The following is a 12752-nucleotide window of genomic DNA, read 5'->3' on the forward strand; positions in this document are numbered from 1 at the left end:
ATGAGTGATTCTAGAAGTGTAGCAGCTGTAGCTGCAGGTTCAGACGATGCAGTATTACAGTGGGTTACATTTAAATTAGATAATGAAACCTATGGCATTAATGTAATGCAAGTTCAGGAAGTATTACGATACACTGAAATTGCTCCAGTACCAGGTGCACCGCATTACGTATTGGGAATTATTAACCTGCGAGGCAATGTAGTGACGGTTATTGATACCCGTTCACGTTTTGGTTTGCAGCCTGCTGATGTAGATGATTCTACACGCATTGTTATTATCGAAGCGGAAAAACAAGTTATTGGTATTTTAGTCGACAGTGTTGCTGAGGTTGTTTATCTACGCCGCTCTGAGATCGATAATGCACCTAACGTGGGCACCGAAGAAAGTGCTAAGTTTATCCAGGGTGTGAGTAATCGCGACAATGAACTATTGATTTTAGTAGACCTCGATAAATTGTTATCTGACGAAGAGTGGGAAGAGTTAACAGATATTTAAATAAACTTTTCAGTGACAAAGGGCCAGCTCATTCAGTATGCTGGCTTTTTGTTTTAAGCGTTTTTTGAGAGTAAAACATGGGTGATGAATTTTTAATCGCAGCCTTGGTCTATGTCATTGCCTGTTTAGGTGTAGTGCTTTATTTGCAACAACAATCAAGTAAGTTAAAAAGCAAAGTGGAAGCATTAACTTTATTAGTAAAAGAAAGCGATCGTCAAAGAGAAGCTGTCAAGCGTGAACTCAATGAGCTTCGCAGTGGTACGATAGGCATGGGGCGTAAAGTGGCTGAAATTGAGAAGAAATTGACTAAACAGTCAGATCTTATTGATGAAGCAAGCCAACAAGATCCGCAGGCTAAACTTTACTCGCGCGCAGTGAAGATGATTGCACTTGGCGCTGGGATAGAAGAGCTTATGCAGGAATGTGAATTGCCTAAAGCTGAGGTTGAATTACTGCTGCGGTTGCATAAAAAATAGTTTTTTTAATAAAAAACACCATTACAACTGTAATGGTGTTTTCGTTTTAATAGCAAGAACGACTATTTTATTCGACGCATTTTTGCGACAAACATACCATCACTATCGGCCTGTTGTGGCCAAACCGTTATCATATTACTTTGTGTGCCATCAAAAGGATGAGTCAATATTACCAGTTCAAAGTTAACATTATTTTGTAAGAATGCTTTCACCACCTGTTGATTTTCTGCCTGTGCAAGCGAGCAGGTTGCGTAGACTAATTCCCCGCCTACTTTTACAGCATCAGCACTGCGCTTAAGAATATCAAATTGCAGCTGAGGCTTCATTTCTATACTACTAACATCATCTATCCAGCGCATGTCTGGGTTTCTACGCCAAGTCCCTGTACAGCTGCAAGGTGCATCGACTAACACACCATCAAAAAAGTCTGACTTAACCGGCAGCTGCTCGGTTTTCCATGGGGAAATACTTATTTGCTTAAAGTTGGCTCTTTTAGCACGTTTTAGTAGCTCATTAAGCGGATTTAATCTGATGTCAGAAGCTGTTACATGCCCCTCAATACCAGCCTGTTGCATTAATGATAATAATTGAAGGCTCTTGCCGCCAGCACCGGAGCAAGCGTCCCACCATTGACTGTCCGGCTTAGGATCGCAAGTTTGACCAATCACCTGTGAAGCAATGTCTTGGATCTCAAGCAAGCCTTCGGTGTATGCGGCTACTTGATTTAAATTAACGCTGTTATGGCCTAAATTGATTGTGTCACTAAAATACTCAGAACCTACAGCTTGAATATTGTCCAGGGACAACCGGTTTAATACATTTTGAGTCGAAGCCTGTTGTGCTCTTGCCCAGATAGGCGGGCGTGAACTCATGGCTTGGATTAAAGCCTGCTTTTCTATCTCAGAGTTTATAATACAGTGCTGCCAAAACCAAGCGGGTAAAAGCTGTTCAAGTGTACAGTCATTTAGTTGGGAGAATTGCTTAAATAGGCTAAGTTTATCGATAACATTATCTGATGCTGATGATGGTAGTGGGTAGGCTAAATGACTATGCTTGCCAAATGTTAACCAAGCGTCACGAATATCAATCCATGAGTGGTTTTCTAATTGTGCCGCACTCGCTAACATGCTAAAAAAAGTTTCTTGTTGTTGGTATTCGCCAAGTTGTTGGATCCAGCCCCACCAACGAAATAAACTAAACAAACTCTCTCTGATCACACGCCGATCTTTTGAACCATGCTTTTTATGTTCTCTAAAATAGTTGGCTATGATGCGATCTGCTGGTTGCTTAATTGTCAGTACAGAGTCAAATAAATTGAAAATAGTACTGGCATAACTTATAGCGCGTTTTTCAGCACTAGAAGTGGCCACTTTGCTGATAGTAAATGGAGAGTCAGTCATGAGTTTTTGTGTCAATTGCTGGAATAGGGAATGAATATAAAGTTTACCACGTCACTTAGCTATTTGACCATGCGAACAAAGTTTCAAAATCCCTGCTCTCTGTGCCTGGCAGTCATTAAACTTCAGTAAGGATACGCTGATGCAAATTATTCCATTGCTCTGGGAATTTCCCCTCTAACATATAGACAAAGGCAATAAGCTCTGCAATTAAAAGATAAAGCTCTTTAGGAACCTCTTCACCTATTTCAAGTAGTTGTAGAAACTCGCTTAAATGAGGGTCTTGATGAATATGAACACCTGCTTCTTTCGCCAGTGAGATAATTTCCTCAGCAACTAAATCTTTCCCTGACGCAGTTATTTTAGGAGCATTTTTACCATCAAAACTTAAGGCCACAGCATGCTTTACTTTGTTTTTATGATCATTTTCTTGCATGTTTTATCTCCAAACTCCAAACTCCAATCGATTAAGCGCGTGTTTTTACCAAAAAATGATCACCCGGTAACAGGGTTGCTGGAATATTGGCTATTTGAGTTGAAAACTCGCCGAGTGTAAATCCAATTTGACACATCTTTTGTGATAATGCGCTATCAAAATTGGAGATTTTATCTAATAGCTGTTGGTTATTACCCTTAAATTGTAAATTGAGAACATCAGCTTTTTTGTGCGCGATAATTAAAATAGCACCTTGAGATAAATTAAATTTTAACTGTAAACGCCAACCCGCCTTATCTTCAGTGTCTTTATCAGGTTCCTTTTGAAAGTGCCCTTCAAATTGTTCGTTTCGTTGATTGAGGGAATAGGGTAAAGCAAAATACCAATTTATGGTTTGATCACTGCTGCTGGCTTGCTGATAAAGTTGAAAACTATTGGCTAGCTGACTCATGCTATCTAAGGTTCCTGCTTTTTCAAGTAAGCCCAATAACCCACTACTTGCTGAAGATTTTCCTGAGGTTAAACGTTGTAGTAACTGCAAGTGGTTTTGTAGCTTTTCGCTGATTTGCTTGCCACTATTTTGGGCTTTAACGCCCAGCAATAACTGAAATAATGTTGACACAGCACCACCTGAAAAAAGTTGAGACTGTGAAGAAGGAGGTGCTGTTTGCGCTAAATTTAATCCGGTTATACTGTGTAATTCACCCAGTAATTGATTTGGTTCTGTCAATGTTGTCATAGGTTGAGGCGCTAATTGTGGCAGTAACTTTAGTAACTCTAATGCTAAATTTTGAGGTGATTGGTTGGCGGTTTTAGTCATTACTGGCATGGCACCTGCTTTAGACAGTGCTTTTTGCAACACTTCAATGGGACCTAAAGTCGGTTTTTCTGTATTTGAAGAAGCTGGATTATTTATCTCTAATGGTGATTGAGTTTTAGTTGAACCTGAGTTTAAAGTGTTCTGGTTTAAAGCGTTTTGACTGAAAGCTCCAGCAATGTCTTTAGCCATTTTTTGCGCAGATAATATGTCTATTTTTGAACTAGGAATAGTCTCTGTAACAGCCGCTGATTTGCTCTGTATACTTAAACTATCGGGCGATAGAGCTTGTTTAATGGCCGTTTCAGATGGAGATGCTTGTCCGTTAGTTGGCTGATTATTTCTGAGTGTCGTTTCTGTTAACAATGAGGTTTCGAGCTTTTTAAATAGTAGATTGAGCAGCTGTGAAGGTTCGGGTTTACTTAACACAATAGAGTCTTGCTTGGTTGTTATTGTGCTATCTTGCGTTTGAGTTATTGGCGTTAAACTCACCTTTACTTCGGCTTGCACAGGGGTAAGAGCCAGCACCAATCGCTGATTAACGTTCATAATATTGACTAGGTATTGCCCCTTTGCCAAATGAGCATGATCTAATTTTATTGTTGGCCCATCAACAAAGCTGAGTTGTTGTTGATTAATTATCGCATTGGGTAATGGATAACCTTGGGGCCGAGATGCTAATTGTGACAGTTGTTCAGTTGATACGCCATTTTTAACCGCCAGTGCAATCAGAGTTGTCGGTAATTTTATTTGAATGGCTTGTGCTAATAATATCAACTGAGTTTGAACTTGGTGATTTGGTCCAAGCATAGATGTAGATGAAGATGCCAACTTAGGTGCACCATCTAGCGAGGCTGTTTGCATTAATGTATTAATGACCGCTACTCGTTGCTGGTTGACCTCTTTAGCCGCATCAGCAGTAATAACAATTTGAGCACTGTTTTGAAATATTTTTTGCAGTTCTGCGGTCAAGTTAAATTGATACTGCTGATTTGCAATGGTGATGTTTATATTTTGAGATGGCGTACTATTATTTTGTGTTGTTGATATCACCACCGGTTGGATATTATTGGTCGAGATAAATGATTTGTCTGCACTGACAAGTATAGGGCTGTTGGTTCCGCTTGAACTCGTCTGTTGAGTGCTTACACCTTGTGTCGAAGCCGATTGAGTTGGCACTGTATTGGTCGTTGCTGAGGCTGATGTAGTTGCAACAACATATGCAGAGTTATTGACACTTGCACGTAAGGGGACATCTAACAAAGATTGAGACTTATTTACAGGCGCCTGTGCATGCTGATTAGCAGAGCCAGTGACTTTATTTATTTGCTCAGTTTTACCATCAGAGCTAGAACTTACTGCTGGCTGTAATCTTGTGTGTGGCGCCTTCATGTTATGGCCTTAGGTGTTTCTGTTATAAAACTAAAGATGCAATTTTCATTTATTTTTACAATTTTGAGTTTGCGATTAATGTCTGCTGAAGTATCCTTAGCGGCCTAATGGCTTTTTAGAGTACATAGTCAATTTTTAATGACTCGTTAGCCTGTGTAGTTCGCTGGGATTGACTATCTCAGCATTTATCGACTTGAACAATCATTGCTTTAATAAAAACGACAAAATAGCAGTTTGTTTATAGCTTTATCCGCTGTGTTTTTAAGAGAGTATTATGAATAAGTCTAAGGGAATATTACTTCCTTTCCTGTTATTGAATGTCAGTAATGCTGCCGCTAGTGAGCCTGATACCGATTTAATGCAAGTCGGCGACAATGTATCTTCAGTTACCGTAATCCATAATGATCCCCGAGATCCATTTGAAGGATTTAACCGCGTGATGTGGGATTTAAATTACTTATACTTCGATAAGTATTTATTTCGCCCAGTAGCACATGGTTACAATGATTATGTTCCTCACCCGGTAAAGTCAGGTTTAGATAATTTTGTTCGTAATTTTGAAGAGCCTAGCTCAATGGTCAACAACGCCTTGCAAGGTAAATGGGGTTGGTCAGCCAATGCTGGTGGGCGATTCACTATTAATAGCACCTTAGGACTTTTGGGCATTGTTGATGTTGCAGAAATGATGGGCATGGCGCGTAAAGATGATGACTTCAATGAAGTGCTCGGATATTACGGTGTACCCAATGGTCCGTATTTTATGGCGCCCTTTTTAGGCCCTTATGTGACACGTGAACTCGCGACAGACTGGGTTGATGGTCTATACTTCCCTTTATCAGAGTTTACTTTATGGCAATCAGCTTTAAAGTGGGCATTTAAAGGGTTGCACACACGTGCATCCGCTATCGATCAAGAAAGACTGCTAGACAATGCTCTTGACCCTTATACATTTGTAAAAGAAGCATATTTTCAGCACATGGATTATAAAGTTTATGATGGTAATGTGCCTCAAGATCAACAGGATGATGAACTGTTAGATGAATATATGGATGAGTTAGAGTAAGTAGCCAGAGAGATAACGACTCTGGCAGGTTTTCATCTGTGGAGTTGTAGCATGGCACTGACAGATATATCGGTTTTAATTGTTGAAGATGATCCTATTTTTAGTCAGTTAATGACAGACTTTTTGCAAAGCAAAGGGGCTGTTGTTAAATATGCTGCTAATGGGCATCAAGGTTTAGTGCTGTTCAGTGAGTTAACATTTGATATTGTCATCGCTGATTTAAATATGCCTAAGTTGGGTGGTTTACCCATGATAAGGCAGATGATGGTGATTAATCCAAATGTGCCTGTAATTGTGATTTCTGGTAACGATGAAATGCCAGATGTTGTCGAAGCATTACGGATAGGGGCGTGCGATTATCTTGTTAAACCCTTGGCGGATTTATTTATTATTGAAGCGGCTATCCAACAGGCATTAAACCACTCCGTTAATCAAACCGCAAAGAATACATATGATCCCACAGATGTATTTGAGCATCAATTAGCTGAGCTATCGTATCTTGAATTAAATGAAAATTTATTGTTACTTGAGCAAAGCTCACATGCCGCTAAAAATGTGCAGCAACAACTTTTCCCCGCTTCTCATATTCAATATCCACAAGCTGCGATAGATTACAGTTTATTTAAAAACAGCGATGTCAGTGCTTATTTCATTGATTCGACTATGGTGGGTGATGATCACCTTGTGATGTATATGGCTCATTTTCAACCTGAAGATAACAGTGCTGCATTTGGATGTGTATTATTGCGTAGTTTTATTAATCAAAAACTGAAAAGCTTTAGAACTGGAACAAGTAACGAGCTACTTAACCCCGTTGAGATGCTTAATTACCTCAACACACGGATAATGAGTTCCGGGCTACATATTTTTACTAATATGGTTTATATCAGTATCGACTTGAAGCGTTATGATGCTGTTATTGCGCGAGCAGGAGCAGGATTAAGATGTTATTTGCGAAATAGCACCGGTTTATTGCCTTTAGCATTGCCAGATTGTCAGCCAATAGGCTCTGTTTTATGGGATAACCCCAGCGTGCAACACCGTCACCTTTCGACTGGTGAGTATTTGTGTATTAGTACGCATTTTCAAGAACATCAGCAAGCGTTGCTTAATAATCATTTTAAAGGCTTAACCTTTGATAAAAGCACTCATGCAGGCGGCTTTATGCAGCTAAACTGCGGATAGTTATTACCTAAATTTATTGTGGTTTTGAAGTAATAAAAAAGGTTTAGTAGTGATACTAAACCTTTATTGTTGACTGTATTGTGGGCTGTTATTTGACTAGCTTATTTTTTCACAGCGTTGCATATAGTCATTAATCAGATGAGTCATAATGTCGTTTACCGAAGCATCTTGGCAACAATTATCTAAATAAACTTTAAAGGTTACCAAACCGTGACCATCATTTTTTAAGCGACTACTTTGCATCGCAAAGTAAGCTTCTTCCTTATCAGCTTTACGAATAGTAATGCCGTCTATTTCAAATAATTTACTGCCAGCATTGTTATGCCATTTAGTGATTCTGTCTAAGGCTATTTCGCAAGAATGGTTAACTTCGATATGATTCTGCCAAGAGGCTTGCTTGTCATTTTGTTGGTAGTGAGGGCAACGAACGGTGTAATTGTGGACATGAGTTATCGCTGTCATTTTAGGTGCACCTTTTCTTTATAAGATAATTTATCATAGACCGTAAATTCTATGGTGGTCAATCGTTATTATCAGAACTGAGATCTAGGTTCGCTTTTACTAATGTACTGACTAACCATCTGTTGATAAACAAAATTTTTCTAATAAAAAGCTCGCAAAATATGCGAGCTTTTTATTTATTGAAATGATATTTTTGGAAAACGGTACTAATCGTTTTACCGGTTAACTTTTACAACGCAGCTTGATAAATTTGACATATTTCTTCAAAGCTTGCCTGTTGTGGGTTAGTAAAACCACAGGCATCTTTTAATGCATTTTCTGCTAGTGTTGGAATATCTTCAGCTTTTACGCCAAGCTCGCTAAGTGTCGCTGGAATGTTGACAGCTTCAGATAAGCGCTTAATTGCACTAATGGCTAGCATGGCGGCTGCTTCAGCTGATAAACCACTGATCTCTTCTCCCATCGCTTTGGCCACGCCGGCTAAGCGTTGCGGTACCACTTTGGCGTTATAAATTTGCACATAGGGTAATAAAATGGCATTACAAACTCCGTGAGGTAAGTCATAGAACCCCCCTAATTGGTGCGCCATAGCATGTACATACCCTAAGCTTGCATTGTTGAATGCCATACCGGCTAAAAACTGGGCGTAAGCCATTTGCTCACGGGCATCAATATTGTGACCCTCTTTTACTGCATTAATTAAATTTGCTCGAATTAATTCGATTGCTTTAATTGCACACGCATCAGTAATCGGATTAGCGGCAATAGAGACATAGGCTTCAATAGCATGTGTTAATGCATCCATACCTGTTGCTGCGGTTAATGCCGCAGGTTTTTCGAGCATTAATTCGGGGTCATTTACCGATAAAATAGGAGTGGTATTTTTGTCAACAATAGCCATTTTGATATGACGTGCTTCATCGGTGATAATACAAAAACGTGTCATTTCACTTGCTGTGCCTGCTGTAGTGTTAATAGCGACTAAAGGAAATTGAGGCTTAGATGACATATCAACGCCTTCATAATCTTTAATGCTGCCGCCATTGGTGGCAACTAATGCTATTCCCTTGGCGCAATCATGTGGTGAACCACCACCAAGCGAGATAATAAAGTCACATTGGTTTTTAGTTAACAAAGCCAATCCAGCTTCTACGTTGCCTGTAGTGGGGTTAGGCTGAACGCCATCAAAAACTGACACTTGAATCTTTTCGGTTTGCAATTTATCGGCTACCTTGGCGACTAAACCAATAGCTACCAATGGTTTATCTGTAACGATAAGTGCGTGTTTAAAGCCGAAACTTTTAATGTCTTTTACTGCTTCTTCAACGCCGTTTTTACCTAGGATATTGACACTAGGAATAAAGAATTTTGTCGCCATGGTGTTACCTCTACGGATTATTTTATCTGTAGTTAACATACCAACCTCAGTGGATAATATTTGTGAGAGATATCAAATATTTCACGGAATCATACTTAAAAAGGAGTAGTTTTGTTACTAGGACGAAAGTATTGAATAAAATGTGATATGACTTCTATCATGAAATGCTAAAAAAGGTGCGCTTACACCTTTTTTAGTGTTCTTGGCTGTTATTTACATTCGTTATTTTATTAACCGTGTTTACTGATTAAAAGGCAAAATATATCGCTATTCATTGAAGTTTGAATAGCGATATTACCAAGGGGAGAGGCTACTTTTACGATTAACCGAAAGTAAGTAAGTAGCCAGGTGAATTGAGTATTACCCTGGACAGTTTGTTTCACTGATTGAATTAACGATAATTTCCTCTACAGGGACATTGGTAAAGGTGACACCATCTTTTTGTACTGATTGAGTATTAACCGCATTCATAATATCAACCACTTCCATGCCAGCAACTACCATACCAAATACCGCATAACCGCCCTGGCTAGGGTAGTTTAAGTTATCGTTATCATGAATGTTAATAAAGAACTGACTGGTAGCTGAATCTAATACTTGGGTGCGTGCCATCGCTATAGTGCCGCGATCATTTTTAAGGCCAACACTTGATTCATTTTTTATTGGGTCATAAGTCGACTTTACATTCATGCCGGGGGTAAAACCACCACCTTGGTTTACAAAGTTATTGGCAATACGATGAAATAGAGTGCCATCATAAAATTTTTCGTCAACATAACGACTAAAGTTAGCAGCAGTAATAGGCATGTTAGTGTTATCAATTCCTAAGGTGAATTCGCCCATGGTGGTATCTACCAAATAACACACATTAATCGCTAACTCAGGCGAAGGAGCTGGCGTCGGAGTGGGTGGGGGCGTTGGCGTTTGTGGTGATGAGTCTGAACCACCACAGGCAGTTAAACTGATTAAAGCTGCTGCTAATAAATAAGCTTTCATATATTCCTTTATAAAGTTGTTATAAGTTTTGCGACATAGTTGCTGTTTTAGGCCATTGATTCAACCAAAAATTGTCTGGTTGATACAAAATGTTACTCGGTGTGTTTGAATTATGATCGGCAAACCTTAGTGCTATTGCCGTTTTTTTATAAGTTTTCGGATCAATCCAGTATATAATGCGCGATTGCTAATTCTTTTACTCTATAGAGCCTGTTATGTCATTTTTATCGCTAGGATTAAAGCCTGAAATTCAACGAGCACTGACCGCTATTGGTTATGTGACCCCAACGCCAATTCAACTGGCGGTGATCCCCAAAATCCAGGCAGGTAAAGATATTCTGGCGAATGCTGAAACAGGTACAGGTAAGACAGCGGCATTTGCATTACCGTTAATTGAAATGATCACCTCAGCAGATGATAGCTTTGACAATGAAGATGGCTTAGATGCTAATCCGCTTACGGTATTAATCATGACGCCAACGCGTGAACTCGCGATTCAAATTGAACAGAATATTGTACAATTTAGTCAGTTTTTGCCAATTAAAAGTGTCGCTGTTTATGGTGGTGCCAGTATTCGCCCGCAGCTCACAGCAATAAGCCAAGGGGTAAATATTTTAGTGGCTACCCCAGGCCGTCTTTTTGATATTGTCGGTCAGCATGACTTATCGCTTGCATCGGTAAAATATTTAGTCATTGATGAAGCTGACCGTATGCTTGACTTAGGTTTTGTTAAAGACATTGAAAAAGTGAAGCGGCTTATTAATCGCGATCACCAGACGATGATGTTTTCAGCGACTTTTTCTGATGAAATTAAATTGTTAGCCGATGATATGCTTATTTCACCTGAGCATATTAATGTGGCAACCACAACTACTGCAGCCACAGTCACTCAGCTGGCCTATCAAGTCGATCAACGCCGAAAGGCTGAATTATTATCGGAACTTATCGGCAAGCATAATTGGCAGCAAGTGATGGTGTTTACCAGCCGTAAAGAAACCGCTGATCATCTTCAAAAAGAATTGTCATTAGACGGCATTAAAAGTGCTGTGTTTCATGGTGACAAATCCCAAGGCGCACGTAATAAAGCCCTTGAAGAGTTTAAGTCTGGCAAGTTACGTGTATTAGTGGCAACCGATTTAGCCGCCCGAGGGTTAGACATACAAGCCTTACCGCGGGTGATTAACTTTGAACTACCTGAAGAGCCTGAAGATTATGTTCACCGAATAGGCCGTACTGGTCGTGCCGGTTTAGCTGGCGAGGCCATTTCGCTAGTGAGCCCGCAAGAGCAGGAATGCCTTGAGGCTATTGAGGCGGTTATTCAACAACCTTTACTATTAACAAGCATTGCTGGCTACGAGCAAGGTGCGCCGCTTCCTGCTCGGTATCGTGAATTAGCGTCAGATCCGACCAAAACAAAGCAAGTTAAAAAGCATGCTCGTCCAAATCGTAATAACCGTTCAGGCCAATTTGATAAAGACTCAGCTAAGCCACAACGCTATGGAAAATACAGTAAGAAGAAATAACTGAGTTAATAAAAACAACTGAAGTATAAGCAAAATATGATCATAAAACCCGTCAATACCAATGTGATTACCGGCTTTCTAGGCGTAGGTAAAACCAGCCTAATTAAACAGTTACTTAAGCATAAACCAGCTAATGAGGTTTGGGCTGTACTGGTCAATGAGTTCGGTGAAATTGGTATTGATGCGGGGTTAATTAATCGCTCGCCAACAGATGGTGTGGTGATTAAAGAGGTTGCTGGTGGCTGTTTATGTTGCGCCGCTGGCATACCAATACAAGTGGCAATAAATCAAATTATTCAGCGGGCAAAACCCGATAGGTTGCTAATTGAACCTACCGGCATTGGTCACCCGCAGCAAATTATTAACACTTTGAGTGAGCCACATTACCAACAAGTTATTCATCTGCAGGCTTGTTTATGTTTGGTTGACGCTCGCAAAATTGTCGATAACCGTTATCGTCAGCATGAAATATATATTCAGCAATTGTTAATAGCAGATGTCATCGTTGCCAGTAAAAGTGAACTGTACCAATCATCTGATATTAAAGCGTTAACAGCCTATTTTGACGAGCTGAAAATTAATCCTAATGTTGTTACCGCAGCCGATCATTTTAGCTCACCTCAACTTATTGACACTTTGCTAAAAAGTTTGCATAAGCCCCATAAAAAAACCATTAAGCCGATTAAACAGATTAAGCCACAACATGCTTTGTTAAACAGTGGCTTATCTGCAAAATCAACTTTATGGTTTAATCAAGTTGAAGAGACTGCTTTACCTGCTTTAAATGAGGGTGAAGTGGTGTGTAAAATCAACCAAGGTGAAGGGTGCTTCAGTGTGGGTTGGTTAATTAGCCCAAGCGTAATATTTGATTTTGATTTATTAATGGCCTGGATTGACACATTTAAACGACCTGAAATACTTCGCCTTAAAGCGGTAATGATTACCGAAGAAGGTATTCTTGGGGTCAATATGGTCGATGCGCAGTTGAATTTATCTGAACTGGATGATGCGAACGATTCACGATTAGAGATTATTGCCACAACTTCATTAGATGCCCAAGCATTAGAGCTAGGTTTATTAGCCTGTTGCGGTTAACGATTTTGAGTCGCTTTATTTATTTTTTACGGCGCGC

The 12752-nt window shown here is 39.7% G+C and carries 12 protein-coding genes; 6 read left to right on the forward strand and 6 right to left on the reverse strand.

Annotation, left to right across the window (positions count from 1 at the left end; genetic code table 11):
• A complete protein-coding gene (locus tag ACRWQN_RS08085) occupies positions 1-495 on the forward strand; it encodes a chemotaxis protein CheW (protein WP_226410437.1) in 495 nt (164 codons plus the stop codon).
• A gap of 77 nt (positions 496-572) precedes the next feature.
• Positions 573-971 carry a DUF2802 domain-containing protein gene (locus ACRWQN_RS08090; protein ID WP_434930135.1) on the forward strand — a complete coding sequence of 133 codons (399 nt, stop codon included), beginning with the start codon at positions 573-575 and terminating at the stop codon, positions 969-971.
• Positions 972-1033: 62 nt separating this feature from the next.
• Here ACRWQN_RS08090 and ACRWQN_RS08095 read toward each other — a convergent pair whose 3' ends face one another.
• From ACRWQN_RS08095 to ACRWQN_RS08105, 3 genes are all read right to left on the reverse strand, one after another.
• A complete protein-coding gene (locus tag ACRWQN_RS08095; RefSeq protein WP_434940412.1) occupies positions 1034-2371 on the reverse strand; it encodes an RsmB/NOP family class I SAM-dependent RNA methyltransferase in 1338 nt (445 codons plus the stop codon).
• A gap of 115 nt (positions 2372-2486) precedes the next feature.
• Entirely contained in the window at positions 2487-2804 is a 318-nt protein-coding gene (locus tag ACRWQN_RS08100) for an EscU/YscU/HrcU family type III secretion system export apparatus switch protein (protein WP_226410434.1), read from the reverse strand.
• Positions 2805-2835: 31 nt separating this feature from the next.
• Positions 2836-5013, reverse strand: coding sequence for a hypothetical protein (locus ACRWQN_RS08105; RefSeq protein ID WP_434940413.1), 2178 nt, complete (start codon positions 5011-5013; stop codon positions 2836-2838).
• A gap of 358 nt (positions 5014-5371) precedes the next feature.
• On the opposite strand from ACRWQN_RS08105, the gene ACRWQN_RS08110 reads away from it, so the two are divergent.
• Together ACRWQN_RS08110 and ACRWQN_RS08115 are read left to right on the forward strand one after the other, a co-directional pair.
• Positions 5372-6076, forward strand: coding sequence for an MlaA family lipoprotein (locus ACRWQN_RS08110; RefSeq protein ID WP_404830057.1), 705 nt, complete (start codon positions 5372-5374; stop codon positions 6074-6076).
• A 51-nt stretch (positions 6077-6127) separates the two neighbouring features.
• A complete protein-coding gene (locus ACRWQN_RS08115; RefSeq protein ID WP_434940414.1) occupies positions 6128-7261 on the forward strand; it encodes a response regulator in 1134 nt (377 codons plus the stop codon).
• Between the two features lie 96 nt (positions 7262-7357).
• Here the strand turns inward: ACRWQN_RS08115 and ACRWQN_RS08120 are convergent, their stop codons facing one another.
• From ACRWQN_RS08120 to ACRWQN_RS08130, 3 genes are all read right to left on the reverse strand, one after another.
• Complete coding sequence (locus ACRWQN_RS08120) at positions 7358-7723, reverse strand: cytoplasmic protein (RefSeq protein ID WP_434928756.1); 366 nt, start codon at positions 7721-7723, stop codon at positions 7358-7360.
• 229 nt (positions 7724-7952) lie between these two features.
• Positions 7953-9101: an L-threonine dehydrogenase gene (gene yiaY / locus ACRWQN_RS08125; protein WP_434940415.1), complete on the reverse strand. Its 1149-nt coding sequence runs from the start codon at positions 9099-9101 to the stop codon at positions 7953-7955.
• A gap of 360 nt (positions 9102-9461) precedes the next feature.
• Complete coding sequence (locus ACRWQN_RS08130; protein ID WP_434940416.1) at positions 9462-10097, reverse strand: peptidylprolyl isomerase; 636 nt, start codon at positions 10095-10097, stop codon at positions 9462-9464.
• 215 nt (positions 10098-10312) lie between these two features.
• Between ACRWQN_RS08130 and ACRWQN_RS08135 the strand changes: the two genes are divergently transcribed.
• Complete coding sequence (locus ACRWQN_RS08135) at positions 10313-11620, forward strand: DEAD/DEAH box helicase (RefSeq protein ID WP_434940417.1); 1308 nt, start codon at positions 10313-10315, stop codon at positions 11618-11620.
• 36 nt (positions 11621-11656) lie between these two features.
• Positions 11657-12715 carry a CobW family GTP-binding protein gene (locus ACRWQN_RS08140; RefSeq protein WP_434940418.1) on the forward strand — a complete coding sequence of 353 codons (1059 nt, stop codon included), beginning with the start codon at positions 11657-11659 and terminating at the stop codon, positions 12713-12715.
• Positions 12716-12752 lie beyond the last annotated feature (37 nt).

The organism is Shewanella sp. HL-SH8, from assembly GCF_051165765.1.
Lineage (GTDB): Bacteria > Pseudomonadota > Gammaproteobacteria > Enterobacterales > Shewanellaceae > Shewanella > Shewanella glacialimarina.

What these genes read in the sequence shown, in the direction of transcription:
- ACRWQN_RS08085 (WP_226410437.1), top strand. Translation starts at nt 1, where the DNA reads ATGAGTGATTCTAGAAGTGTAGCAGCTGTAGCTGCAGGTTCAGACGAT.
- ACRWQN_RS08090 (WP_434930135.1), top strand. Translation starts at nt 573, where the DNA reads ATGGGTGATGAATTTTTAATCGCAGCCTTGGTCTATGTCATTGCCTGT.
- ACRWQN_RS08095 (WP_434940412.1), bottom strand. Translation starts at nt 2,371, where the DNA reads ATGACTGACTCTCCATTTACTATCAGCAAAGTGGCCACTTCTAGTGCT.
- ACRWQN_RS08100 (WP_226410434.1), bottom strand. Translation starts at nt 2,804, where the DNA reads ATGCAAGAAAATGATCATAAAAACAAAGTAAAGCATGCTGTGGCCTTA.
- ACRWQN_RS08105 (WP_434940413.1), bottom strand. Translation starts at nt 5,013, where the DNA reads ATGAAGGCGCCACACACAAGATTACAGCCAGCAGTAAGTTCTAGCTCT.
- ACRWQN_RS08110 (WP_404830057.1), top strand. Translation starts at nt 5,372, where the DNA reads ATGCAAGTCGGCGACAATGTATCTTCAGTTACCGTAATCCATAATGAT.
- ACRWQN_RS08115 (WP_434940414.1), top strand. Translation starts at nt 6,128, where the DNA reads ATGGCACTGACAGATATATCGGTTTTAATTGTTGAAGATGATCCTATT.
- ACRWQN_RS08120 (WP_434928756.1), bottom strand. Translation starts at nt 7,723, where the DNA reads ATGACAGCGATAACTCATGTCCACAATTACACCGTTCGTTGCCCTCAC.
- yiaY (WP_434940415.1), bottom strand. Translation starts at nt 9,101, where the DNA reads ATGGCGACAAAATTCTTTATTCCTAGTGTCAATATCCTAGGTAAAAAC.
- ACRWQN_RS08130 (WP_434940416.1), bottom strand. Translation starts at nt 10,097, where the DNA reads ATGAAAGCTTATTTATTAGCAGCAGCTTTAATCAGTTTAACTGCCTGT.
- ACRWQN_RS08135 (WP_434940417.1), top strand. Translation starts at nt 10,313, where the DNA reads ATGTCATTTTTATCGCTAGGATTAAAGCCTGAAATTCAACGAGCACTG.
- ACRWQN_RS08140 (WP_434940418.1), top strand. Translation starts at nt 11,657, where the DNA reads ATGATCATAAAACCCGTCAATACCAATGTGATTACCGGCTTTCTAGGC.